The organism is Echinicola sediminis (genome assembly GCF_054777495.1).
On the sequence record NZ_BAAHAP010000029.1, the window covers coordinates 43,157 to 66,608 of the forward strand.

General features: G+C 44.9%; 19 protein-coding genes. 9 read left to right on the forward strand and 10 right to left on the reverse strand.

Translation table 11 applies throughout. The annotated features are described in order from the left end of the window. Nucleotides 1–238 precede the first annotated feature (238 nt). On the forward strand, nucleotides 239–874 hold the full coding sequence (locus ACYVAA_RS09820) for a TetR/AcrR family transcriptional regulator (protein ID WP_460541037.1): 636 nt from the start codon (nucleotides 239–241) through the stop codon (nucleotides 872–874). Nucleotides 875–1,071: 197 nt separating this feature from the next. On the opposite strand, the gene xseB is transcribed toward ACYVAA_RS09820, so the two are convergent. The 5 genes from xseB to ACYVAA_RS09845 all read right to left on the reverse strand — a co-directional run bounded on the left by xseB (nucleotide 1,072) and on the right by ACYVAA_RS09845 (nucleotide 4,145). After that, complete coding sequence (gene xseB, locus ACYVAA_RS09825) at nucleotides 1,072–1,275, reverse strand: exodeoxyribonuclease VII small subunit (RefSeq protein ID WP_460541039.1); 204 nt, start codon at nucleotides 1,273–1,275, stop codon at nucleotides 1,072–1,074. Beyond that, a complete protein-coding gene (gene xseA / locus ACYVAA_RS09830) occupies nucleotides 1,265–2,584 on the reverse strand; it encodes an exodeoxyribonuclease VII large subunit (protein WP_460541041.1) in 1,320 nt (439 codons plus the stop codon). Before xseA ends, xseB begins: the two co-directional genes overlap by 11 nt. 135 nt (nucleotides 2,585–2,719) lie before the next feature. Beyond that, nucleotides 2,720–3,175: a Spy/CpxP family protein refolding chaperone gene (locus ACYVAA_RS09835; RefSeq protein WP_460541043.1), complete on the reverse strand. Its 456-nt coding sequence runs from the start codon at nucleotides 3,173–3,175 to the stop codon at nucleotides 2,720–2,722. A 12-nt stretch (nucleotides 3,176–3,187) separates the two neighbouring features. After that, nucleotides 3,188–3,562 carry a hypothetical protein gene (locus ACYVAA_RS09840; RefSeq protein WP_460541045.1) on the reverse strand — a complete coding sequence of 125 codons (375 nt, stop codon included), beginning with the start codon at nucleotides 3,560–3,562 and terminating at the stop codon, nucleotides 3,188–3,190. Between the two features lie 34 nt (nucleotides 3,563–3,596). Then, a complete protein-coding gene (locus ACYVAA_RS09845; RefSeq protein ID WP_460541073.1) occupies nucleotides 3,597–4,145 on the reverse strand; it encodes an RNA polymerase sigma factor in 549 nt (182 codons plus the stop codon). Between the two features lie 268 nt (nucleotides 4,146–4,413). Between ACYVAA_RS09845 and ACYVAA_RS09850 the strand changes: the two genes are divergently transcribed. After that, a complete protein-coding gene (locus tag ACYVAA_RS09850; protein ID WP_460541047.1) occupies nucleotides 4,414–5,580 on the forward strand; it encodes a TIGR03364 family FAD-dependent oxidoreductase in 1,167 nt (388 codons plus the stop codon). After that, nucleotides 5,581–6,264, forward strand: coding sequence for a phosphonatase-like hydrolase (locus ACYVAA_RS09855; RefSeq protein WP_460541049.1), 684 nt, complete (start codon nucleotides 5,581–5,583; stop codon nucleotides 6,262–6,264). A gap of 52 nt (nucleotides 6,265–6,316) precedes the next feature. Here ACYVAA_RS09855 and ACYVAA_RS09860 read toward each other — a convergent pair whose 3' ends face one another. The 3 genes from ACYVAA_RS09860 to serA all read right to left on the reverse strand — a co-directional run bounded on the left by ACYVAA_RS09860 (nucleotide 6,317) and on the right by serA (nucleotide 10,772). Continuing rightward, a complete protein-coding gene (locus ACYVAA_RS09860; protein WP_460541051.1) occupies nucleotides 6,317–6,895 on the reverse strand; it encodes a helix-turn-helix domain-containing protein in 579 nt (192 codons plus the stop codon). A gap of 44 nt (nucleotides 6,896–6,939) precedes the next feature. Next, nucleotides 6,940–7,866 carry a universal stress protein gene (locus ACYVAA_RS09865; protein WP_460541053.1) on the reverse strand — a complete coding sequence of 309 codons (927 nt, stop codon included), beginning with the start codon at nucleotides 7,864–7,866 and terminating at the stop codon, nucleotides 6,940–6,942. Nucleotides 7,867–8,879: 1,013 nt separating this feature from the next. Continuing rightward, nucleotides 8,880–10,772: a phosphoglycerate dehydrogenase gene (serA, locus tag ACYVAA_RS09870; protein WP_460541055.1), complete on the reverse strand. Its 1,893-nt coding sequence runs from the start codon at nucleotides 10,770–10,772 to the stop codon at nucleotides 8,880–8,882. 398 nt (nucleotides 10,773–11,170) lie between these two features. On the opposite strand from serA, the gene ACYVAA_RS09875 reads away from it, so the two are divergent. The 4 genes from ACYVAA_RS09875 to ACYVAA_RS09890 all read left to right on the forward strand — a co-directional run bounded on the left by ACYVAA_RS09875 (nucleotide 11,171) and on the right by ACYVAA_RS09890 (nucleotide 17,895). After that, on the forward strand, nucleotides 11,171–11,374 hold the full coding sequence (locus ACYVAA_RS09875) for a hypothetical protein (protein ID WP_460541057.1): 204 nt from the start codon (nucleotides 11,171–11,173) through the stop codon (nucleotides 11,372–11,374). Nucleotides 11,375–12,084: 710 nt separating this feature from the next. After that, nucleotides 12,085–13,263 carry an efflux RND transporter periplasmic adaptor subunit gene (locus ACYVAA_RS09880; protein ID WP_460541059.1) on the forward strand — a complete coding sequence of 393 codons (1,179 nt, stop codon included), beginning with the start codon at nucleotides 12,085–12,087 and terminating at the stop codon, nucleotides 13,261–13,263. 31 nt (nucleotides 13,264–13,294) lie between these two features. Then, complete coding sequence (locus ACYVAA_RS09885; protein ID WP_460541061.1) at nucleotides 13,295–16,438, forward strand: efflux RND transporter permease subunit; 3,144 nt, start codon at nucleotides 13,295–13,297, stop codon at nucleotides 16,436–16,438. Beyond that, a complete protein-coding gene (locus ACYVAA_RS09890) occupies nucleotides 16,438–17,895 on the forward strand; it encodes a TolC family protein (protein ID WP_460541063.1) in 1,458 nt (485 codons plus the stop codon). The genes ACYVAA_RS09885 and ACYVAA_RS09890 overlap by 1 nt, the downstream gene beginning before the upstream one ends. A gap of 498 nt (nucleotides 17,896–18,393) precedes the next feature. Here ACYVAA_RS09890 and sppA read toward each other — a convergent pair whose 3' ends face one another. After that, nucleotides 18,394–20,151: a SppA family protein gene (gene sppA, locus ACYVAA_RS09895; protein ID WP_460541065.1), complete on the reverse strand. Its 1,758-nt coding sequence runs from the start codon at nucleotides 20,149–20,151 to the stop codon at nucleotides 18,394–18,396. 77 nt (nucleotides 20,152–20,228) lie between these two features. Between sppA and folK the strand changes: the two genes are divergently transcribed. Both folK and ACYVAA_RS09905 read left to right on the forward strand, forming a co-directional pair. Next, nucleotides 20,229–20,717 (forward strand): 2-amino-4-hydroxy-6-hydroxymethyldihydropteridine diphosphokinase, encoded by a 489-nt coding sequence (gene folK, locus ACYVAA_RS09900; RefSeq protein WP_460541067.1) that lies wholly within the window; start codon nucleotides 20,229–20,231, stop codon nucleotides 20,715–20,717. Between the two features lie 160 nt (nucleotides 20,718–20,877). After that, nucleotides 20,878–22,269: an MATE family efflux transporter gene (locus ACYVAA_RS09905; RefSeq protein ID WP_460541069.1), complete on the forward strand. Its 1,392-nt coding sequence runs from the start codon at nucleotides 20,878–20,880 to the stop codon at nucleotides 22,267–22,269. Between the two features lie 637 nt (nucleotides 22,270–22,906). Here ACYVAA_RS09905 and ACYVAA_RS09910 read toward each other — a convergent pair. Continuing rightward, the coding region (locus ACYVAA_RS09910; protein ID WP_460541071.1) for a hypothetical protein at nucleotides 22,907–23,452 on the reverse strand (546 nt) is incomplete at its 5' end.

Below are 23,452 nucleotides of genomic sequence, written 5' to 3' on the forward strand. Positions count from 1 at the left end.
GGTCTTCCTGGTAATAAAGCCGGTTGTGGTGATTGATCTCCAAGGTCAGTTCGGCAATTCTCTTCTGGGCCTCTGGTTTTGAAAGCGTATTCATTCAGCGGGTAAGGATTTGAGTTCAATTTGATGTTCAAATCTACATTATTTTGGACGAAAATTAAGGTGTAAATGCAGGCTATTATTTTAATCGTTTAGTTATTTGGGACAGAATAAATTATATTTGAAGCTTAGTTTTGTCAAAATGAATAAGAACCAAGAAGTAGAGGAAAGGATACTGGAAGCAGCAAATGAGCTGTTTTTCAAGAAAGGTTATAAAAGTACCACGATGGATGAAATTTCCAAGCAGTTGGGAATGAGCAAGAAAACCTTGTACATGTATTTCCCCGGAAAGCTGGAACTTTTGGAAGCCTCTTTTCACTCGCTGAAGACAAGATTGTCCATTAAAGTAGAAACCATCCTGCAAAACGAGGAGTTGACCTTTTTGATGAAATTGAAGTCCATGCTGTCCGCTATCGCAGCTGACTTGGGCCGGATCAATCCGGAGTTGATTTCCGATTTGCGGGATCAGGTACCCGAGGTGTGGATGGCTTTGGAAGATTACATCAGGTCTTCGGCTTATCTGCGGTTTCAACGATTGATCCAGGATGGGATAGACCAGGGGCTGGTAGCATCACATGTGGACAAAAGCATGGTTGTGCTGCTATACGCTGCGGCGATCCAAAATTTGATTGATCCAAAATTCCTCGCCCAATTTCCCCATGAAATGGTTGCCGGACTTAGGGTAAGGCCAGCTCAAATTTACGATCAGGCGATTTCCATTATTTTTGAAGGAATTTTGACCGAGGAGGCTAAAAAAGAATACCTCAACCAAAATTAAGCCTGAAGTACACTTGCTGAATGCTGCTGACCACTGCAAAAAACACGAAGATCACCGTTTCTAGTTCTTGGCACCGATAGGCCGTTAGGTAGGAGGGTAGGCATATTAGGTTTAAAAGAAGGGCATTTGTCGGTTTATCTTTACGATAATCAAACCTTATTTCTCTATAAAGATACATTAAAGAGTAGGGGAAGTGATCATGCTTCCTCTTCCCCAAAAGCCTTGAGAATGTCTTTCTCGGTCATTCTAAGTTTGGACTTGCAGTCCTTTACCAGCGTGCTGGCTTCCTTTACCAGAGCGCTCAGCTCATCGATGCTCTTGTCATCTTCCTCAAGTAGGCGGACGATTTCCTCTATTCTTGCAATGGCTTTGTCGTAACTGAACGTTTTTTTATTGCTCATTTTTTCTTTCTATAACTTTTATGGTACTGGTTATTTTTTCTTTTAAGGTAAATGTGGTCAATTCATCCCCTTCCTTTGCCCTTACAGCGCTGATGGGACGCCCGTCAATTTCGGTACGGGTATAGCCTTTTTGAAGGAAAGTTTGTGGATCAAGTCTTGTCAGGTCTTTGGATAGGGTGCTTAGCCTGGTTTGTTCGCTGGATAGTACATTTAACACGGTCCGTTTTAAGGCAAGCTCCATATTTTCCAGCTTTGCAGCCCTTAGTCTTAAGGTTTGTTTGGACAGGGACAATACCCGGTGTTTGAGCAGTTCGTTGATTTCCTTTGCCTGGCTCAGTTTGGATTGGGAGATGCTTTTTAACCAATGCTCCAGGTTGGTTATTTTTTTGTCTTCCCGCTGCAGGTAATAAGCAACTTGGCGTTCGAGAAGCTTAAAGTGGCTGTCTATGGACTCCTCATAATTTCTATAGCCGGAGAGAATGAATTCTGCCACGGCCGTAGGGGTTTTCATTTTGGTGTGGGCCACCATATCGGCGATGGATTCATCGCGTTCATGTCCTATGCCCGTAACCACGGGCAAGGTCGTATTGGCAATGGCTTTGGCTAGCTCATAATCGTCAAAGCAGTCGAGGTCCAGTTGAGCACCTCCGCCACGGATAATGACCATCATGTCAAATGGACTTGTTTGGCTATCCTCTTCGATTTGCTGGATAGCCTGAATCAAACTTTGTACGGCTTGGTCTCCCTGCAAGGTGGCCTGATAAAGTCTCCAATGCACCTTATAGCCATAACGGTTATGGTCCACCTGATTTACAAAGTCACCAAATCCGGCAGCATTGGCAGAGCTGATCACGGCGATTTTTTGGGGCACTGATGGAAGGAGGAACAGCCTGTTGAGATCGATCAGCCCTTCACGGTTCAACCGGTCAATGGTTTCCTGTCTTTTTCTGGCTTTTTCCCCTAAGGTGAAATTGGGATCAATGTCCTTGATGTTTAGACTCAGGCCGTAAACTTCGTGGAATTGTACACTGATCTGCGCCAGGATTTTCATGCCGGCTTTGAGCCTTTCCCCAGTGATGGAATGAAACCTGCTGGAAATCCCCCTGTAAGTATATGACCAGATGTTGGCACGGACTTTTGCCAGGATGTTCCTTTCCGACTTCTCCACCAATTCCAAATAGGCGTGGCCCCTTGGTGAATCCCTGAATTCTCCTATCTCTGCGATCACCCAATAGGAAGGGGACAGGTGGGTATCCAGGGTTTGCTGAATCAGTTGGTTGAGCTCATGTAAGGAAAGCGGGGTTTGCATAGGACAAAGAAAAGAAAAAATAGTCAGCGCTAAGCCGAATTGTCAACGTTTTTAAACAAACAGGCTCACCTGTTTTTGGAACAGATGAGCCTGCTGGCACCGGTGAAACAACTGAAATGGGTGATGCCCTGTGTTTTAGGGATTGTCTTCCCTGGGTCTTTTTCTATCCCTGTTCATTTTGTACAAGTGCCTGACAAAATCCCGGTCGGCTTCTCCCAGTTTATAAATTTGAATGGGGGTAAGGATATCCTTGATTTTGTCAATAAAAGCCTTTTCTTCATCCAATAATTGTTGTTGGATTTTGAACTTCTCCTGAACCAATTCACGGGCCTTTTCGGCGGTGAGATCTTGCTCGTTTATCCGGGAAGTAGCCCTTAGTTTCATATGGGATTTTCTTCTGTTTTCCTCAAACTGATTATAAAGCGGCCAAAAGGCAGTGGCCTGCTCGGGTTTAATGTCCAGCCTTTGGGTGATAAAAGCGACTTTAGCAGCCTCCAGCTTTTCTCTGTCATACCGTTTATCGCCTTCTTTCTGGGCAAAGGAGGTGATTGATATTATACTAAAAACCGCTAGAATGATTATTTTTTTCATATTACCATCTTTTTAATAGCTCCATAATTCCTGCTCCAGCTCTGCCTCATTCAGCTCATAGTCTCCCCATCCGTCATCGATAATGTCGTCCAGAATACCATTGGGGTCTTCTGACAGGGACAGGACATCATCAGCAAACCATTCGCCCTGATCAATCAGCACTTCCACTTCTTGGTCCAGTGCATAAACATTCTCGGTAGGCTGCATGAAAATACTGCCCTTAAAGATAAAGAGTGTAAGCCCTACTACCAAGATCGCTGCAGCAGCCCACCTGCTGAGCACGAGGTGTCTCTGCTTTGACTGGCGCTTTTCAAGCACTTTGTCAGCAAGTTCCTCAAAGTACCCCTCTGGGGTTTTGAAGATGTCTTTTTTGGGTAGTCGTTCCATATCAGTTATTTAGACCGTTTAAAACCAAAAAGGTTTATTCACCATTGATTTCTCTTTCAATTTTTTTGACCGCATGATGGTAGCTCGCCTTGAGAGCTCCCACGGAAGTAGAGGTGATCTCTCCGATTTCCTCATAGCTAAGCTCTTCGAAATACCTCAAATTAAAAACCAAGCGTTGCTTTTCGGGCAACTTAAGCAAGATCTTCTGTAGCAGTATGGCGATTGCATCACCGTCAATATGTGGGGAACTGTCCAGGTAATTGGCCATTTTTTTCTCGTGGTCATCTACCTGTACAAAAAAGCGCTTTTTCTTTTTCTCCAGAAAATTCAGGCTTTCATTGGTGGCAATTCTGTAAAGCCAGGTGAAGAGACTGGAGTCCCCCTTAAATTTTTCAATATTCTTAAACGCTTTTATAAAGGTGTTCTGTGTAATGTCATCAGCATCGTCATGTATGATGACCATCTTTCTGATGACACCATAAATCCTCTTTTGGTAGTGCTCCAACAAAAAACGGTAGCCCTTTTCTCTTGTGTCAGGGTCTTTGATCAGTGATAAAAGTGCTAAGTCATCCAATGGCTCCATGCTTTGCTTAGACCTCAAATCTAGGGATAAGTTTAATCTGGCCTAAAAAATTAATTGGATTTACGGGTAAAAAGAAAGTGTATAGGTGCCATTAATGGGGAGTTTTAATCATTTGGTAATAATTATTGTTTTACTATTTGTAAAAATTTATCGATTTTTGCTTCATTAGTTTTACATATATGAATATTTTTGATCTGTTGGTCATTTGAGAGCAATTCAGAACAAAGAGCAGCCCAGGGATTAACCCGGCTATAAAAATACAATCTTGATGATGAAAAAAAAATATGATCTGATAGTCGTAGGTGGAGGTGTGCTAGGTGCGTTTCACGCTTATCATGCCTTGGAATCGGGATTATCTGTGGCCTTGATAGAAAAGGACAAAGCTCCCCAAAGTGCGACCACCAGGAATTTTGGGCAAGTGGTGCCCTCGGGTATGAATTCCAAATGGCAGGCTTACGGTAGGGAAAGTCTATCGATATACAATAAGATCCAGTCTAAGTTTGATATTTCGATCCGGAACAACGGGACAGTTTATCTGGCCAGCAATGAAGAAGAGGTACAGTTGATTGAAGAGTTGCATGCCATCAATAAGGAGAATGCTTACTCCTCCGAAATGTTGACTGCCCGGGAGTGCTTGGGAAAATATCCAGGACTCAGGGAAGATTATGTGAAGGCAGGGTTGTTCTTTCCAGAAGAAGTGACCGTAGAGCCTCAGCTGATGATTCACCGCTTATTGAATTTTCTCCAACAGGAAAAAGGCCTGGAGGTCTTCTCCCACCAAACGGTGGTCAGCTGTGGGAAGGCAGGTGAAAAGGTGCTGGTGGAAACGGCCGGAGGGACTGCTTTTGAAGCTGCCAAAGTAATTATTTGCAACGGAAAGGACTTCAAGACCCTTTATCCGGAGGTTTTTGCCCATAGTGACTTACAGGTTTCCAAACTACAAATGATGCAGACCAAACCGCAGGGAGGGTATTCTTTGCCGGGATCGATATTAACGGGTTTGTCCATTAGGAGGTATGAGGCATTTTATGAATGTCCCTCTTTTAAAGGCATCAAGGAAAAAGAGGCCACTTCTTCTTTGGAAAAGAAATGGGGGGTTCACATTCTTTTCAAGCAGGCGGCTGATGGTTCGGTGATATTGGGAGACTCCCACCAGTACGCAGACGCAAAGGATATTGATGATCTGGGTTATGACCTGGACATGGATATTGATGAGTTTATGGTCACGGAAGCCAAGAAAATTATCGATCTTCCCACTTATGGGATCCAGCACCGTTGGTTTGGCATGTACAGTCAATGTAAGGAAAACGATATTTTCCTAAAGACCATAGATGATGATATCCATATTGTCACGGGAATTGGAGGAAAAGGGATGACCGGCAGCGCAGGCTTTGCAAAAGAGCATATTAATAGTGTATTCAATAAAAGTAACTAGATGAAAAAGATAGCATTGGCGGTCTTCGATATGGCCGGAACTACAGTAGACGAGGGGAATATCGTGTATAAGACCGTACAAAAGGTAATCAATGACGAGGGGTTTTCATTGTCGTTGGAAGAAGTGCTGCTGCATGGGGCGGGCAAAGAAAAGCATCAGGCGATAGTGGACGTGCTGACAGCCTGCACGGAGGAGAAAGATGTGGTTGCAGTGGCAGATAAGGCGTTTTCCAATTTTAAGCCTGCCCTGGAGCAAGCATATGATGAGATGGAGGTAAATACCTTTCAGGGGGTAAAAGAGATGATGGAATTCCTTCGGGAAAACAACGTCTCCGTGGTGTTGAATACAGGATATGACCGAAAAACCGCCTCGGGTCTTTTGAGAAAATTGAACTGGGAGGAAGGCAGAGATATAGATGGTTTGATCACTGCCGATGATGTGGTCAACGGAAGACCTGCGCCGGACATGATCAGGGCAGCCATGGAAAAATGCAGCGTTGAAGATTCCGAAGCGGTACTAAAGGCAGGTGATTCTGCCATAGACATTGAGGAGGGTAAGAATGCCAAGTGTGGCCTTACCGTCGGGGTACTGACCGGAGCCCAGACCAGGGAGCAACTGGAAAAAGCTGCGCCGGATTATATCCTGGACAGCCTGGCCGAGCTAGGAGGGATGCTGATAAAGTAATTGTTTGTTTTTTGTTTTAATTGCTAAAACCCGTCTTAGATTGAGGCGGGTTTTATTTTTCACTGTTCAAAAAGAAGTACAGCACAAGCATTTTGGTCGTCCTGTCACTCCTGTTGATCGGTACGTGCGGAATCCTGCCATCAAAGAAAATGGAGTCTCCTTCGTTCAGGTGGACTTCTTCCTCACCAATTTGGTAAACGCATTCCCCGGATAAAACATACTTGAATTCATAAGCGTCTGTTTCTACGGTGTCTCTTTTGGAGCCGGGGTGAATTTCCAGCAGTACAATTTCAAAGCCGAGAGAAGCCATCTGTTTGCCGAAAATCCATCGGTAGGCAAAGCCCTCAGCCTCTTCTTCCTTTTCTATGAGTTTATAGTCTTCGGCACGGCTGACGATCAACGAACTTTCTCCGGTCTGGGGAAGGCCGCTAAAAAAATCAGGGACCTCTATTTTCAAGGCATTGATAATATTGAGCAGGACAGGTAGGGAGGGAATGGTTCTGCCGTTTTCAATACGGGAGATCAGCCCGTTGCTCACTGCTGCTTTAGAGGCAAGAGAATTGATGGTTTGGTTATTGTTTTTCCTTATTTCCTTAATTCTCTTGCCTATGCCGATTAGGTAATCATCCATCAGATGTGGGGCTTTTGATAAATTGGTTTCGTGATTTTCAGGGATTAAATTTCAAGGATATAATCCAGTATGCCGGCATTTTTTCCTTTAGGCCTGGTCACCACCAATGGGAACCTGTCGTTTAATTGGATCAATCGCTCAGCCACGCTGCCTATAAAGAGGGCTGTGGCCGCTGTCCTGCCTTTGGCGCCGATGATGATGCCGTCCACCTGGAGTTCTTCCGCTTTTTGGATGATGTCCTGAATGGGGTCGTCATTGTTGTCGACGGTATAAACTGGCCGGATTTTGATGTTTTTGGTGTCAATCTTCCGGATAAACTTTTTATAGTTTACCTCGGCGTTTATTTTCATGATTTCGGCAAACTCATCGTAACTTTTGCCGGTCAGATGGTAGCCGGATGGAACCGAAAACACATTTTGACAGATGATTTCCACGTGGCTCCCATTTCTTTCGGCAATCATGATGGCCTCTTCCATGGCATCTTTTGAGTAATCCGAAAAATCACTTGGGACCAATAATTTATCCACTTTAGGTGAGGTACAGTCCTCGGGAATGATCATTAGAGAGCAGGAGGCTCTTCTGGCCAATCTTTGGGAAACAACTCCACTTCCGGCCAGGGAGGTCTTTTTTCCTACCAGGATCATGTCAGCGGATTTTTCGTGGGCCAGTTTGAGGATCTTTTTGGAAAGTTGCCCTTCCTTGACCACATAGGTGAGGTCGGTTTTTAATTTGGCGTCAAAGTTCTTTTCGACCACCTCTTTCATTTGCCCCTTTCTTTCTTCGATCATATTGTCCACCAAATTGGGGAACTCTTTTAAGATGTCTTTGGGGATTTGAAGGTTCCTGATCACATTGGTAAAATAGATCTTCTTTGTTTGGTTGATCCTGGCAATAAAGGAAGCAAACTTTACCAAAGTCTCGTCCATTTCCGAGTGATCCAAGCAAACAATAAGTTTCTTAATTTGATACATTTCCTAGCAGCTAAATATGGTACAAATTAAAGGTTTTAGTTTGAAGTGAAAATAATTAAAAATGAATAAATCAATGAAATATTCAAATACTTATTTAATGTAAAATCCAACTTCGAATATAGTTCTAATATTACTACTATGCTAAAAAAAAGATGTTTTACACGGCCCTGAGATATGGCTTTCTATTGTGTAGGAGGGGGGAAGGATCGAAACAATTAAGGCAAATGCTTGTTTTTAAGTTGGATTACAAAAGTGCATGCGGTTATCCCCATTCATGCCGTAATACCAAACGTAAAAAAAAAACTATCCCGGCAAAGCGGGGAAAGTGCCAATTCTTAGCAATGGCCAGTGTTTCCGGATTAACTTGGATGAAAGAGCTCAAAGGGTTAAAAGAGGTTAGATTTCAGGGATTTGGTGAACTAATATGAATGCTTGTGGATTAAATGGTTGGATGCAATATACTGATAGTTAGTTTGTTGGTAGGTTTTTCGGCTAATGTGACATCTATGTCCGGGATATTTATCATTCCTCAATCTTATTTGTATATTTGCAGAAGGTTCGGGTCGCCGACATGTTCAAACTTCACAATTAACAAAAATACCGAGTGAAGCCTTTTTTCAAAACCAGGCCTCATCCCGATAGCTATCGGGACCTCGTTTCTTAGGAAGCAGGATAACAGTGGAAGGTTGCGAAATCCGGGCAGCTCAAATCTTGTCTATAAAGAGGTTTGTAACACTCTAAGACCCGAGCCTTTTTTATTTTTTTAAGTGGAGATTTTTTTAATTCAGGAATCTTGCCCAAAAGTAAGGGTAATAAGCATAACAATTAGGGAATAAGCTAAGTCACAAAAGGAAAAAGAGCGCCATATTCCTTTAAAATTACTCAAGCATCATTTGTTTTTCTGGGGCCTCCTCGGTTTAAATAGAAACTGCTTAAAGGGAAAATAAAAAGGGAGCAAATCGTGTTGATTGTCTCCCTTTTCTGTTGTAGTGGTTAATTGTTGTTGTTGCTGATTAATAAAGGATCCTGAATCGGATGGTTCCTTCTATCTTTTTCAATGCATCAATGACATCCGCGGAATAGGCCTTGTCAATGTCGGTGATTACATAGCCAATTTTTTCGTTGGTTTTTAAGTATTGTCCAACGATGTTGATTTTATAGCTGGCCAAAACCTGGTTGATCTTTGCAAGTACACCGGGTTCATTGTGGTGTATGTGCATCAATCTGTGTGCATCTTTTAGGAAAGGCAGCTGGATATTAGGGAAGTTTACACTATTGTAAGTGTTTCCCGTATTGATGTATTCGATGATCTTGCCTGGTACGAACTGGGCAATGTTTTCTTGGGCTTCCAATGTGCTGCCACCGATATGTGGTGTCAGGATAGTATTTGGGCAGCCTTTCAGCTCAGACTCGAATGGTTCATCATTGTTTTTGGGCTCGGTAGGGAACACGTCAATGGCAGCTCCTGCCAAGTGTCCTGATTCCAGGGCTTCTTTCAATGCCGAAACTTCCACTACGTGGCCACGGCTAAGGTTCACCAGAATAGCGCCCTTTTTCATTTGGGCTATTCTTGCTTTATTAAGGATGTTTTTGTTTTCCTTTCTTCCATCCACATGCAGGGAAATGATGTCGCAGGATTCCAACAGTTCATCCAAGGAATCAAGTTTGGTGGCATTTCCAAGGGCCAATCGTTCTACTACATCATAGTAGAATACATTCATCCCCATGTTTTCGGCCAGAACAGAAAGCTGTGAACCGATGTTGCCGTATCCAATGATCCCCAGTTTTTTGCCTCTTACCTCAAAACTTCCTGAAGCTGATTTGTTCCACACGCCTTGGTGCATCTTCAGGGTTTTGTCATGGAGATTTCTCATCAGGAAGATGATCTCTGAAATGGCCAGCTCGACTACAGACCTGGTGTTGCTGAAAGGGGCGTTGAATACAGTGATGCCCTTTTCCTGGCAGGTTTCCAGGTCGATCTGATTGGTGCCGATGCAGAACGCGCCAATGGCTATCAATCGAGGAGCGTTTTCAAGTACTTTTTTGGTGATTTGTGTTTTTGATCGAATCCCAATTACGGATACGTTTTTGATTTTTTCACACAACTCTTCTTCAGATAGAGCAGAACTGATTACCTCTACATTGTAACCTTCCTGCTTCATCAATTCCACCCCGATGGGGTGTACGTTCTCCAAAAGCAATACGTTAATGCGGCTTTTGGGGTAAGAATATTTTTTGTTCATCTTGTTAACATACAAAATTTCATCAAGACTTGGAGCAATATGGTCCGCTTTAGACGAAACTTTAGGTCGATTGATATTTTCTGTAAATGCGTAGAATTTGTTCGCCAAACCGGAGGCTTTGATTTCATAATCCGTGTACCCGTCCCCGATCACATATACATCTCCTTCGAGATTGAGCGTTTTGATCGTTTCCGGCTTGCCGTTGTTTTGGGAAAGTAAAATGTCTCTATTAAAATCGGTGATATTGCCGTTTTCATCATAAATGAATTCGTTGGCAAAGACGTTTTCTCCTTTAATTCCATAATCTTCCACTACCGGGGTGATGAAATCTTTAAATCCATTGGAGATGATGAAAATGTGCTCCGCGTTTTCCTTTAGAAACTCCTTGTTTCTCTTGAAGGACTTGGAAACCACTTTTTTCAATTCGGCTACAAGCTCCGAAATTTGGGATTGGTTGGCGTTGAGTATTTCGATTCTTTTTTCAAGGCTTTCACGCAGTGATAATCTGCCTTCCATTCCCAGGTCGGTAATGTCTTTGATCGCTTGTAATTTTTCATTCCTTTTGGGGTCATTTTTCAAGCTGATTTCCCCCAGGATGTCCAGGGCTTCCACTTGTGTAAATGTACTGTCAAAATCAATGATAAACTTTTTAATAGTGGCCATTTTATGGTGAACTTTTAATGATTCGGGTGTAAATTTAGTGTTTTCTTAAATTATATATGTCTTTGTTATAAAAAATACTTTTAAAATTTTTCGATGCTTTTTAGGGGCTTGCTTTCTATTTTTACTAAAGTTGCGAAATAAGCGAGATAGCCCATAAAATTGAAAGGAGAAGGGTTTTGGAGCTCATTTTTGGCTTGAAGAAAAATAGGTGGACTTTAGTTGAAAAGAGGGTTAAAAGTCTTTCAAATTTGAAATGGGCCGGCCAATGACAGGGAAGGAAAGCTTCCTGTCCGGCTACAGATGAATTGGACAAATCAGGAGCAAAGCTTGTAGTGGTCACCGAAGTTGTCGAGGTTTGCGGTATTAATTTAGTGGCGTATTTAAGAAAAGAAGAAACTATGGCGATAGCATTGGATAACTTAAGAGTAGGAAGAGTCTATTATCTGGTCAACTACGGAGAAAGAAGGGAGTTGGAGGTGCTGGCCAGATTGACCAAGGAAAACTTTAAGGTAAAGGATTTGGACACCTTGGAAATTTACGAGCTTGATGAATTATTGAGGTGGGGGATAGGAAAGGATTATGAGTTGGAGGAGCTTCGGTGATCCAAAAAAAAGCAGTTTTGCCCAGATATAGGTGAAATTGAATAGGTGTTGTGTCCGGTTTTTTTCTGGTTCAGTTATTTTTTTGGAATTTTAACAAGTAGTTTGCTTAAAGGATGTGATAATGTTTTGTAAGGAGCTTCTTTTCTTATCGTTTGGTTTTTTTTATGTTGTATCTTGAATTTGGTAATAAAGTTGAATTTTTTTGGAATGGTATTTGTTAGGAGGGGATAGTGTGGAATTTTTGGACAAAATTATTACCGACCATGTAATAATACGACCGTCAAATTGCAGAAAATATATTTTTGCAACTACTGATCGCTAGGTGGGCGTGATTCAGGCTTTTGAAAAAGCGAATTATTTTGTCTGCCACAAGTTTCAGTGTTCCATGAAATTGAAGCGCTGTCCATGGGGTATAAGATCTCAAGGGCCGTTCTTTCAAAATCACTCGACATAGACCTCATCAAAAAAATGGTTTACCCGGAAATGCAAAATGATAATTGATTTATGGATTTTTGCTCCAGAATTTCCCTACCATTTGTTAGGGTCGCGATAGGAATCGATTGGAAATGAGTTGATCAGTAAAAATCTCCAAAATAGCCTTGGATTATCATCTAATCATGAGAACATCATGATGAAGGGGAATTATTTGGGTTTTCAAATTTTAAAATAAAATAAAAGTCATTTACTACTACTATAATACAGCTACATCTATGAAACCACTGTTGAATCGAAGAAATCCTTTAACCAGCTACCTACAGGCATTCCTGATGCTGGCGGTATGCGTGCCTCTTGTGATGGCTTGCAATGAGGGCAATAGCAAAGAGTTCAAAAGGAAAAAGCCTTTGAACATTCCGATCATGAAACTGGCTTCAAAGAAGATTGAGGTGCCCCAGACCTATGTGTGCGACATCCAGGCCGTGCAGTTTGTGGAGGTAAGGGCAAAAGTAGAAGGGTTTGTGGACGAAATTTTTGTGGATGAAGGTGCTTATGTGAAAAAAGGTCAGCCCCTTTTCAAACTGAGTTCCGCCGAGCTGGCAGAAATGGTAAACAGCAACCGTGCCCGCTTGATGCAGGCAAAAGCAGAAGCGCAGGCGGCCAAATTGGAGGTGGAGCGTCTGAAGACATTGGTGGACAAGAAGATCATTACTTCCTCCGAGCTGGAATTGGCCCAAGCAAAATTCGATATGGCCCAATCCGGTATCCTGGAAGCGGAATCTATGCTGAAGAATGCACAGACCGGTCTTTCTTATACTACCATCAAGGCACCATTTGACGGGATAGTAGATAGAATTCCTTTTAAGACCGGTAGTTTGGTGACCACAGGGGAGCTGATGACCCATATCACCGATATCTCTGAAATTTTTGCTTACTACAAAGTCAATGAAAACGAGTACCTGCGTTTTATGCGGGAAAAAATGGAGTCAGGAGAAGAGGAAGTATTGGAGAAGGAGTTGACATTGATCCTTTCTGACGGACAGACCTATCCTTACAAAGGAAAACTGGAAACCATGGAAGCTGATTTTGAAAAAGGAACGGGCTCTATTGCCTTCCGCGTTCGATTTCCCAATCCTGATGGTTTGATCAAGCATGGGGCCAGTGGTAAAATTCAAATGACCAATGAAATGGAAGGGGTATTCCTGATTCCTCAGAAATCTTGCTTCGAAATTCAGGACTACACTTATGTCTATGTACTGGACAAGGAAAACAAAGTACAGGTGAGAAGTTTTAGGCCGATCCAAAGGTTTGGACTTTTTTACGTGGCCGATGGCTTTAAAGAAGGGGACAGTATTATCTATGAAGGTATCCAGCAGGTGAAGGATGGGGCAGTGATCAGCCCAGTGGCAGTGTCTGAGGAAGAAGCCTATGATACCCTATACAACTCATTGTAAACTATAGCGTAAATTTATTTCCCCGCAGAGTATGTTTGAAATATTTATCAAACGGCCAATTCTCTCCACCGTCATCTCGGTGATCATTACATTGGTCGGTTTATTATCCTTGACTTCTTTGCCCGTGACGCAGTTTCCGGAGATTGTACCTCCTTCGGTGACGGTTACGGCACAATATACCGGAGCCAATGCCGAAGTACTGGCCAAGGCAGTGGCTACCCCTTTGGAAAGAGCCATCAATGGGGTGCCGGGTATGACCTACATGAACTCGGTAAACACCAATGATGGTGTCACGGTAATCACCGTAGTATTTAAAGTGGGTACTGACCCTGACCAAGCAGCGGTAAACGTCCAGAACAGGGTGTCCACGGTTATTGATGAACTTCCTGAGGAAGTGATCCGGGCCGGGGTAATGACGGAAAAGGAAGTGAACAGTATGCTCCTTTACCTTAACCTGATGAGTTCAGATTCCACCCAGGATGAGAAATTTGTGTACAATTTTGCCGATATCAATATCCTTAAGGAACTGAAGCGTATTGATGGTGTAGGTTTCTCCGAGATCATGGGGGTAAGGGACTATGCCATGAGGATATGGATGAAACCTGACCGAATGGTAGCGTATGACATTTCCCCGCAGGATATTACCACGGCTATTAGAAATCAAAATGTGGAGGCGGCACCTGGGAAATCCGGAATCAGTTCGGATAAAGATCCCCAGATGCTTCAGTATGTACTTCGGTACACCGGTAAGTTTAACCGGGAAGAGGACTATGAAAACATTACCATCAAGGCATTGCCTGATGGATCCTTGCTGAAGATCAAGGATGTGGCCGAAGTGGAGTTTGATTCGGAAGATTATAACATGGTTTCCATTACGGATGGAAGGCCTTCTGCCTCCATCATGATCAAGCAGCGTCCCGGCTCCAATGCCCGAGACGTGATCAACGCCATTAAGGCAAAGATGGAAGAACTGAAAGCCAGCTCATTTCCTCCGGGGATGAACTATAACGTATCTTATGATGTGTCCAGGTTCTTGGATGCTTCTATTGCAGGGGTACTCAAGACCTTATTGGAGGCCTTTTTATTGGTGTCCATTGTGGTATTTATTTTCCTTCAGGACTTTAGGTCTACATTGATCCCGGCCATTGCGGTTCCGGTTTCTTTGATCGGTACCTTCTTCTTTATGGATTTGTTTGGGTTCTCTATCAACCTACTGACCTTGTTTGCCCTGGTGCTTGCGATCGGTATTGTGGTGGATAATGCCATTGTGGTGGTGGAAGCCGTCCACGTGAAGATGCACGAGCAAAAGATGAATGCCAAAGACGCCACTATTTCGGCCATGAAGGAAATCGGTGGGGCGATTATCGCCATTACCATGGTGATGTCCGCGGTATTTATTCCGGTAGGCTTTATGTCGGGACCGGTGGGGATATTCTACCGACAGTTCTCCCTGACTCTGGCCATTGCCATTGTGATTTCGGGGGTGAACGCCCTGACCTTGTCACCGGCATTGTGTAGCATGATGCTCAAGCCCAACCACCATGAGGAAGGAAAGCCGAAAGGATTTATACAACGCTTCTTTGATGGCTTTAATTCGCGTTATGAGAAATTGTCCGGCAAATATGCAGGAGTGCTGAAAGCCATCGTAGGAAGGAAGACCGTTACCTTTGGGATTTTAGGGGTGTTCTTTTTGGCTACCTTTGGCATCAACAGCGTATTGCCTACAGGCTTTATCCCTACCGAGGACCAAGGCATGATCTATGTGAACGTCACCACACCTCCGGGAGCGACAGTAGAGCGGACCAAAGTTGTGTTGGATGATGTGCAGGCAGCCCTATTGCCTTTGGAAGAAGTGGAGACCATTTCGACACTGGCGGGATACAGTTTGCTGACAGAAACCGCCGGAGCTTCCTATGGTATGGGGATGATCAACCTGGTGGCTTGGGAAGACCGGGATCAGAGCGTAAATGAGCTTATCCAGGAATACCAAGAGCGGGTGAGCCATATCACAGGTGCAGAGATTCAGTTTTTCCCTCCTCCGAGTGTACCTGGGTTTGGTAATGCTTCGGGTTTTGAAATGAGGATGCTGGACAAAACGGGCGGACCTTTGGACCTTACGGCCAAAACCACCCAGGACTTTGTGGCGGCCTTGAATGAGAAACCGGAACTGAACGGGGTATTTACCAATTTTGACCCGAATTTTCCACAGTATATTCTTCATGTGGACCATGACAAGGCTTCGAAACTGGGCGTGTCAGTGGACGATGCCATGGCCACATTACAAAGCTTTATCGGTAGTTTTTATGCTTCCAACTTTATTCGCTTTGGACAGATGTACAAAGTGATGATCCAGGCAGCACCTGAGTACCGGACCAATCCGGAGTCTTTGCTCAAGATGTATGCAAAGAGCAGTCACGGAGAGATGGTGCCTTATTCCAACTTTGTGACTTTGGAGCGGGTATATGGGCCGGAACAGCTCACCCGTTACAATATGTATACTTCTGCGATGATCAATGGGGAGGCGGCAGCCGGTTACAGTAGTGGTGACGCCATCAAGGCGGTGGAAGCTACGGCCTTGGAATTCCTGCCCCGTGGATTTGACATAGACTGGTCGGGGATTACCCGGGAGCAAATTGCCTCAGGCAACCAGGCCATTTATATTTTCGCGGTTTGTCTGGTCTTTGTTTACCTCCTGCTGGCCGCTCAGTACGAAAGCTATTTATTGCCGCTTCCGGTAATACTTTCTCTTCCTGCAGGGGTATTTGGAGCCTTCCTGTTGCTGAAGTTGACCGGATTGGAAAACAATATCTACGCACAGGTTTCTTTGGTGATGTTGATTGGTCTGTTGGGTAAAAACGCCATTTTGATCATTGAAATAGCCATACAGAACAGAAGTAAAGGGCTGGGTATTCTGGAGTCGGCCATTAATGGCGGGGTAGAGCGATTAAGGCCTATTCTGATGACTTCCTTCGCTTTTGTCTGCGGCTTGATTCCTTTGACCATTGCCACTGGTGCTGGTGCGATCGGTAACCGAACCATCGGTACAGCCGCGGCAGGGGGGATGTTTATCGGTACCCTGGTTGGGATTTTCCTGATCCCGGGACTGTATGTGGTGTTCGAATCACTGGCCACCCATCTAAAAAACAAAAAATCAAAAGAAGCAGCAGAAGCATAATGAACAAAAGATATATTTTCGGCAGTGCACTGGTAGTTTTATTGGCTTGGGGCTGTAAAACCAGTGAGCTTGCACAAAACCAGCAACTTGCCCTTCCCAGCTCCTATGGGGTGAAGAAGGACTCGATAGAAACCATGGCCGGTGAAAACTGGAAGCTCTTTTTCGAGGATGAGAAATTAAAAAACCTGATCGGTCAGGCCCTGGAAAACAACCAGGATATCCTGAAGACGATGGAGCGTATCCAGATCGCCAATGCGGAAATGATCAAGGGCAAGCGCGGAATGCTGCCCAGTATCAATGCAATGGCCGGGGCGCGCCAAAAGAAGTTCGGGGACTATACCATGGATGGTGTCGGCAATTACGACACTAACTTTTCCGAAAATCTCACCGAAGATCAAAAGCTGCCTGATCCCTACAAGGATTTTATCCTGGGTGCGGAGTTTTCGTGGGAACTGGATATCTGGGGAAAGTTTAATCAGCGAAAGAAAGCTTCCGTAGCACGCTGGTTGGCCAGTCAGCAGGCGGCCAATATGGTCAAAACCCAGCTGATAGCCAATGTGGCCAAGTTTTACTATAAAATGGTCGGTCTGGACGAGGAAATCATTATCCTGACCAAGAACATTTCCTACCAGGAAATGGCCTTTAACCTTTCCAAGGATTTGAAGGAGTCCGGAAAAGAAACCCAGTTGGCGGTGGACCAGTTTGAGGCGCAGTTGTTGAACTCCAAATCCCTCTTGATCCAAAGGGAAAGGGAGTTGCGCTCAGTGGAAATTGCCTTGATGAGCTTATTGGGAACCTATGATGATGGTCTGCAAAGAACCACCTTGTCCCAAGTGGAGTTTGTACCGGAAATCATCAAGATAGGGGTGCCGGCAGATCTTCTACAGAGAAGGCCGGATGTCAAACAGGCCGAGATGGAGCTGGAAGCCAGCAAGGCAGATGTCAAAGTGGCCAGGACGGCCTTTTTCCCTTCTTTGAGACTGTTTGGTGCAGCGGGCTTCAATGCCTTTGAGTTCAGCAAGCTCTTCCTAAGCCCAGCTTCGACTTTCTATGAAGCGGGAGCGGGATTGGTGGCACCTATCTTCAACAGAAGCCAGATAAAGGCTTCCTTCGAGCAGGCTAAATCATCCCAACGGATTGCCTTTATAGATTATGAACAGACCGTCCTGAATGCTTATCTGGAAGTGCTCGATATGGTCAATGCCTATTCGACCTTGGATGAACAGCTTACCCTCAAAACCGATGAAGTGCTGGTGCTGAGAAGGTCTGTATCCAATGCCAATACCATGTTCTCGGTAGGCTATGCGGACTATTTGGATGTAATCAATTCCCAAAACAGGGCGCTGGAGGCGGAACTGGATTATGTAGGCCTAAAAACACAAAAACTGCAAAGTATTGTGAACCTTTACAGGGCTTTGGGAGGATCAATGGATCAACCAGAGAAGGAAGAGGGCTGAAATTTAGCCCACTAGCATAAGAAAATCATACATTATACAAACGGCTGTCTATGCGGACAGCCGTTTTTTTTTGAATAAGTAAGGTTGTTGGTGTTATGCTAAAAATGATTTACCGATACTTTTCCTAGCCACTTTCTTATTTAATCGGTTACCTTGCCTACGAGAGGCAGGCAGGACTGATGGATTTCCCCTAACTAAACGTGATTTTTCAGTTAAGCAGTTAAAAAAAGTCTTGTTCCGCTTGGCGGGGCAGCTGCCCAAACTGTTACACCCGCTCTAATCAATATCGTCAAGCTAAGGATTCAACAAGCTCGTAGGCCCTGTTTTGGGTTGACTTAACACTCAGGGATTAAAAGCCAGAGATCAATTCCGTCTGGTAAACTATTCCATTGATCGCCTTTAATGATCCGGCTTCCACCGGCAGCAATCAATGAAAAATAAAGGGCGGCCTCAATACATGAAGCCGCCCTTTATGATTTGTCTATAAAACAGTGGGGATTACTCTACAATGATATCGTAGGGCATTCTTGCCATGGCACCTTGCAGGCGCTTCACTTTTTCGATCTGTTGGTAGAGTTGATAGGTCTCCCCAAAACGGTAATTCATGTATTTGGCTTCAATGTCTGAGCCCAGTTCACTCATGATCTGCTCGAAGATATTTTTCTCCTTAGGGAAATAAAGTACACGGTATTCATCTCCCAATTTTGCTTTCTCTGCAGCTATTTGGATGGCATCGTCCAAGCCCCCCAGTACATCCACCAAACCATTTTCTTTGGCCTGAACACCGCTCCAGACCCTTCCTGAGGCCACGTCCAGTACCTCTTCCTTGCTCATGTTACGACCATCTGCCACCCGCTGGATAAAGGTGTCGTAACCCTCCTCGATTTGGGTTTGGATAATGTTCACTTCCACCTCTTTTAAGGGGCGGGTAGGGTTCATGAAATCCGACAACTCACCTGTCTTGGCCACATCCGTGGTAATGCCCAGTTTGTTGTTCAAAAGGCCCTGTGCATTGAACCACATACCGAAAATCCCAATGGAGCCGGTAATGGTATTGGGCTGCGCCACGATGGTGTCTGCAGGTGCGGAAATATAATAGCCTCCGGAAGCAGCCACAGCAGACATGGAAGCAATGACGGGCTTGACCTTTTGGGCTTCACTTACCTCTCTCCAGATCACCTCAGAGGCAAGAACAGAGCCCCCCGGGGAATTGACCCTCAGCACGATGGCTTTGATCTTATCGTCCATCCGGGCTTTTTTGATTTCCTCGGCAAAAACTTCAGAGCTGATTACCCCGTCCATCTGGCCGCTCATGATCTCGCCTTCTGCAATGATGACGGCCACCCGGTCCCTGGCAGTAATGTTTTTGGTCTTTGCCGTGGTATTTAGCCTGGTGACATTGACGGTATTGATTTCAGTGTTTTCTTCTTGTCCCAATTTTTCTCTCAACAAGTCTTTTACCTGATCGTCGTACCATACACCATCCACCAATCCCTGGTCGGCAGCGTCCTGTGGTTTTCTGATCAGCATTTGACTGTTGACAGCAAGGAGTTTCTCTTCCCCAATGCCACGGCTTTTAGCAATCGTAGCGATGGAAAACTTGTTGAGGTCCCCCAAAAAGGCTTCGGTCTGCGCGCGATTGGCCTCGCTCATCTTATCAAGAATGAAGGGTTCCACTGCACTTTTGTATTCTCCCACTCTAAAGATCACCGGTTCCACTTCCAGTTTTTCCAGCATGCCCTTAAAGAACAAAGCCTCGGAAGACAGGCCGTTAAATTCCAGACCTCCCATAGGGTTGAGGTAGATTTCATCGGCTATACTGGAAAGAAAGTAGCCGCCTTCTGAGAATATTTCTGAATAGGCAACGATGAATTTGCCTGATTCCTTGAACTCGCCCAATTCCTCCCTGAGCTCGGTAAGCATGGCAGGATTTCCCATGACCGTGCCTGCCTGGAGATAGATTCCCTTTATATTGTCATTTTCCTTGGCCGTCCTAATGGCGGTTTTAAGGTTGGTTAAACCAATTTTATAAGGGGCCGGTATCAATCCGACCGATGAAAAGTTGACATTGTCCTCAGGGGTCCTCTCGGTAAGCACGACTTCTTCCAGGTTGAGGTGTAGGAGGGTGTTTTCCCCAATCGTTACTTTTTCTTCCGAAGTGGCCAGGGTAATCAGCCCTGCCAAAAAGAAGAAACTCAAGATGGAAAAGACGATCAGCCCCAAGATGACGGCCAGTACATTGCTTAAAAATCTCATATAATTCCAATTTTGTAATGCTCGAAAATACGTCTTTTTTCTTATTTCTGTTAGTTTTGGAGTGAAATTAGCAAGTTATGGAACAGGTGGTTTTACTTATCGGGGGCAATATGGGGGACCGGGAAGGGCTGATGGAACAGGCCCTTGAAAAGCTGGGAAAGCATTTTGATCTGACCAAAAAGTCCGCGCTATATGAAACGGAAGCCTGGGGCGGGGAATCCTCAGGAAATTACCTGAATAGGGCCCTGGTAGTGGAAACAGCACATTCTCCAATGCAGGTGCTGGACCTCTGCCAGAAGGTGGAAAAGGAGTTGGGAAGAAAGCGTGATCGGAAGTGGGGGGACAGGACCATGGACATTGATATCATCTTTTATGGGGACAGGGTGATCCGTACAGACAGGCTAAAGGTACCGCATCCTTTGATGGGAGAACGCAGATTTGTCCTGTTGCCCATAGTGGAAATCCTGCCGGATTTTGTACATCCCCTGCTGCAAAAGGATATGAAGGGGATGCTCACCGACTGTCTTGACCCATCTAAAGTGCAGCTTTATTCTCCCTCAAAATAGCGACAAAAAGTACTTTTCTGTTGCTTCTCAACCGATCATTTGCCAATTTTGGAATATTATGAAGTCATAAATTTTCATTAGGGATAGGAATGGACCCATTGGCGTCCAAGGTTTACTGCTCCGAAAAGGGCAGCTTTTTTGGCGATTTATCCAGATTACAATGACTTTATTAAAAATCATCCGACATTTCAGAAAGGCCTTAAGCGGGAGCGAAGAGGATTTTACCGTAGGAAGCATACGGAGGGCCATCTTTTATTTGTCCATTCCCATGATTTTGGAGATGCTGATGGAATCACTGTTTGCGGTGGTGGACATCTTCTTTGTGGGAAAGTTGGGCGTAAATGCCGTGGCCACAGTGGGCTTGACAGAGTCGGTCCTGACCATTGTCTATTCCGTGGCCATAGGGCTCAGCATGGCCGCTACGGCGGTGGTAGCCCGGAGGATAGGAGAGAAAAAGCGGAAAGCAGCCTCTGAGGCAGCATTCCAGGCCATTTGTATATGTGCTGTACTGGCCCTGGCCATCGGCTTGGCAGGCCTTTATTTTGCCAGGGACTTGCTGACCTTGATGGGGGGAGAGCCGGAACTGGTGGCTTCCGGCTACCGCTACACCCAGGTGATCTTTGCCGGCAATATCAGTGTGATGCTGCTTTTCCTGATCAACGGGGTGTTTAGGGGAGCGGGCAATGCCGTCATCGCCATGCGCTCACTTTGGCTGGCCAATGGGATCAATATTGTCCTGGATCCCCTGTTGATTTTTGGCATCGGGGTGTTTCCGGAAATGGGGCTGGAGGGAGCGGCTTGGGCCACGACCATCGGCAGAAGCATAGGGGTGGTATTCCAATTGGTGGTATTGATAAGAGGCAAGGCCATCATTGGCTTTCGTTGGGAAGTGATCCGCTTTAAGCTCAAGACCATCAGGAATATCCTGAAGATCGCCTTGGGAGGCATGGGTCAGTTTTTGATCGAATCGGCCAGCTGGATTATCTTGATGCGGATCGTTTCGGGATCAGGCAGCGTGGCCCTGGCCGGCTTTACCATTGCCATCCGACTGATCATTTTTGCCCTTTTGCCCGCTATGGGCTTTTCCAATGCCTCTGCCACCCTGGTGGGGCAGAACCTGGGGGCCGGACAACCCGAGAGGGCCGAAAAGTCCGCCTGGCAGGCCGCCCATTATACGGCGATCTTTTTGGGAAGCTGTGGGCTGATCTTCTTCTTGGGAGGGGACATGATCATCAGTTGGTTTAATGACAACCCGGAGGTGATAGAGGTGGGCGGCAACGGGCTGGGCATCATTTGCCTGGGCTATGTGTTTTTTGCCTATGGCATGGTCATGAGTCAGTCCCTGAACGGGGCAGGGGATACCCGCACCCCGACCCTGATCAATATCTGTGTGCTCTGGCTCTTTCAGCTTCCCTTGGCCTACGGACTTTCCCACTACTTGGAACTTGGCGCAAACGGGGTGTTCATCGCTATTGCCATCGGCCACTCGGTGCATGCGGTGGTCAGCGGCTGGATCTTTAACAAGGGGAAATGGAAGCTGGTGGAGGTGTAGTTCACGGATCTGTCTGGGGATAGAAAGCTTTTGTCCACGAATTGCACGAATTTTCACAAATTGCTTTTGAAAAGTGGACTCGTATATGAAGCTTGTAAAGGCAGGGTGTGAGGATTTTGTCCACGAATTCCACGGATTAGCACGAATTGCTTTTAAAAAGTGGAGCTGTCCACGGTTGACAGTTGACGGTCGACAGTGGACTCAGATCTAACTGTTGCTTGCAACGAGAATTTCTAAGTCCTAGCATTTTTAACTTAATAAGCCAGTTGCATTGTAAATGCTATGATTTAGCAATCTGCGCTGAAATGGTGGATTATGGGAGCGAGGAGAGAGCGGGTAATCGGTCTCGAACCGACGGCCTTCAGGGTGGGATCCGCCAGGGCGGACTACCAACTGAGCTACGCCCGCTTTTACGGTAGTTAATATACGCTTGAGAAAAGGATTTGAGCAAGCATTTTTTTCGGGATTGATTAAAAGTCTGTAGTCCACGAATCCACCACGGACAAGTTTCCACGAATCTGTCTGGCGCTAGACAGGATTTTGTCCACGAATTGCACGAATTTTCACGAATTGCTTTTAAAAAGTGGAGCTGTCCACGGTTGACAGTTGACGGTCGACAGTCGACAGTTGACCTACCTTAGTAGCTGCTTTTTTCTTCTTCGATGGGTGTTTTAAGAATTCGGTTAATTCGGGGTTGGACCCACCAAATTCCAATTGGAAAAAAGAATAATGCAGCAAAAAGTAGAAATGAGTTATCTTCTTTGATGGTGAAAAGTTCTCGTTCGAGTTGGTTGATCAGTGAGGAGGTAAAATAAATGGCATATAAGGCACTTACGGGAATGAAAATCGAGAAGGGTATATAAATCCATATAAGCCAACCATATTCAGCGTAGTTGTCTTTTTCCGACGAAATGCTATATCCATCCGTAAATAGCAGGATAAAAGAAATATAACAAAATGTTATCAATAGTGAGGTTTGAAATATAGTCAAACTATGAATGGTTCGTCCTTGACTCCGGCGGTAGAGTTCTTCGTTCACCTTCAGCACCCAAACCAGGAAGATAGTATCCCCCTTACGAACTGCGTATTTTAAGATAAAACCCAAGTCCCCATTTTTGTAAAAAAGATAGGATATGGACAATTTGACCGAAACCATGACCTCCTTGGTTTGCGAGTTCGAACA

Bases quoted from the DNA above. Each gene is read 5' to 3' on its own strand.
- ACYVAA_RS09820 (WP_460541037.1), top strand. From the start codon at position 239: ATGAATAAGAACCAAGAAGTAGAGGAAAGGATACTGGAAGCAGCAAAT.
- xseB (WP_460541039.1), bottom strand. From the start codon at position 1,275: ATGAGCAATAAAAAAACGTTCAGTTACGACAAAGCCATTGCAAGAATA.
- xseA (WP_460541041.1), bottom strand. From the start codon at position 2,584: ATGCAAACCCCGCTTTCCTTACATGAGCTCAACCAACTGATTCAGCAA.
- ACYVAA_RS09835 (WP_460541043.1), bottom strand. From the start codon at position 3,175: ATGAAAAAAATAATCATTCTAGCGGTTTTTAGTATAATATCAATCACC.
- ACYVAA_RS09840 (WP_460541045.1), bottom strand. From the start codon at position 3,562: ATGGAACGACTACCCAAAAAAGACATCTTCAAAACCCCAGAGGGGTAC.
- ACYVAA_RS09845 (WP_460541073.1), bottom strand. From the start codon at position 4,145: ATGGAGCCATTGGATGACTTAGCACTTTTATCACTGATCAAAGACCCT.
- ACYVAA_RS09850 (WP_460541047.1), top strand. From the start codon at position 4,414: ATGATGAAAAAAAAATATGATCTGATAGTCGTAGGTGGAGGTGTGCTA.
- ACYVAA_RS09855 (WP_460541049.1), top strand. From the start codon at position 5,581: ATGAAAAAGATAGCATTGGCGGTCTTCGATATGGCCGGAACTACAGTA.
- ACYVAA_RS09860 (WP_460541051.1), bottom strand. From the start codon at position 6,895: ATGGATGATTACCTAATCGGCATAGGCAAGAGAATTAAGGAAATAAGG.
- ACYVAA_RS09865 (WP_460541053.1), bottom strand. From the start codon at position 7,866: ATGTATCAAATTAAGAAACTTATTGTTTGCTTGGATCACTCGGAAATG.
- serA (WP_460541055.1), bottom strand. From the start codon at position 10,772: ATGGCCACTATTAAAAAGTTTATCATTGATTTTGACAGTACATTTACA.
- ACYVAA_RS09875 (WP_460541057.1), top strand. From the start codon at position 11,171: ATGGCGATAGCATTGGATAACTTAAGAGTAGGAAGAGTCTATTATCTG.
- ACYVAA_RS09880 (WP_460541059.1), top strand. From the start codon at position 12,085: ATGAAACCACTGTTGAATCGAAGAAATCCTTTAACCAGCTACCTACAG.
- ACYVAA_RS09885 (WP_460541061.1), top strand. From the start codon at position 13,295: ATGTTTGAAATATTTATCAAACGGCCAATTCTCTCCACCGTCATCTCG.
- ACYVAA_RS09890 (WP_460541063.1), top strand. From the start codon at position 16,438: ATGAACAAAAGATATATTTTCGGCAGTGCACTGGTAGTTTTATTGGCT.
- sppA (WP_460541065.1), bottom strand. From the start codon at position 20,151: ATGAGATTTTTAAGCAATGTACTGGCCGTCATCTTGGGGCTGATCGTC.
- folK (WP_460541067.1), top strand. From the start codon at position 20,229: ATGGAACAGGTGGTTTTACTTATCGGGGGCAATATGGGGGACCGGGAA.
- ACYVAA_RS09905 (WP_460541069.1), top strand. From the start codon at position 20,878: ATGACTTTATTAAAAATCATCCGACATTTCAGAAAGGCCTTAAGCGGG.